This is a genomic window from Nocardioides sp. CPCC 206348 (genome assembly GCF_048654705.1).
Classification (GTDB): domain Bacteria; phylum Actinomycetota; class Actinomycetes; order Propionibacteriales; family Nocardioidaceae; genus Nocardioides.
Genome location: NZ_JBMCZA010000104.1, coordinates 8,812 through 9,540, shown reverse-complemented (window position 1 = coordinate 9,540; position 729 = coordinate 8,812). Strand labels below are relative to the sequence as shown.

Genomic DNA, 729 nt, shown 5'->3' with positions numbered 1-729 from the left:
CGGTCGCGTCGCCGATGACACCCTGCTCCTGCAACCAGGCGAGGTCGTCGGCGTCGTAGGTGAAGTTCTCGACCAGGGTGAGGAGTCGGCCGAGGCCGGCGAGCATCCCGTAGCGACGGCCCTCGGGCAGGCGCCGCGAGAAGGCCTCGAACACCGCGGGGCGGCCGACCATCCCGTCGCGCACGAAGGAGTCGAGCATGGTCAGCTCGTAGCGATCGGTCAGCAGTCCGGTGCGGTCCATCTCGACTCCTCGATGTTGTAGTCATTCTGACTATAACACGGTGACGGGTGGGGGTTCGGTGTCGACACTAGGCTGCGGCCGTGGCCGACCGGCGTCAGGACGCTGCAGCGATGTCTGCTGCCTATGAGCGCGAGCTCGCTGCCGACCGGCCGGACGACCGGCGCCGGCAGGGCGCGTTCTACACGCCGCCCCACCTGGTGGCTTGGGTGCTCGACCACGCGCTTCCGCAGCAGGGAACGGTCCTCGACCCGGCCTGCGGCACCGGCCACTTCCTCGTCGAGGCGGCCCGGCGGCTCGGTGTGCGCGCGGTCCACGGTTCCGACCTCGACGCCGAAGCGGTCCGGATCGCGCGCGAGCGCCTCCACGCCGAGGACCCGTCGGTGCCGGTCGACGACATCGCGCGGCAGGTCGTGGTCGCCGACGGGCTCACCGCCTGGGAGGGGCGCACCTTCGACGCCGTGATCGGCAACCCGCCCTTCCTCGGCCAG

The 729-nt window shown here is 71.2% G+C and carries 1 protein-coding gene and 1 pseudogene; one reads left to right on the top strand and one right to left on the bottom strand.

Going from position 1 to position 729, the window contains the following annotated elements:
- Positions 1 to 241: pseudogene (locus ACOADB_RS05200) on the bottom strand (nicotinate phosphoribosyltransferase); the annotation flags it as partial.
- Between the two features lie 110 nt (positions 242 to 351).
- On the opposite strand from ACOADB_RS05200, the gene ACOADB_RS05195 reads away from it, so the two are divergent.
- On the top strand, positions 352 to 729 hold a 378-nt coding region (locus ACOADB_RS05195; protein ID WP_378596877.1), incomplete at its 3' end, for an N-6 DNA methylase.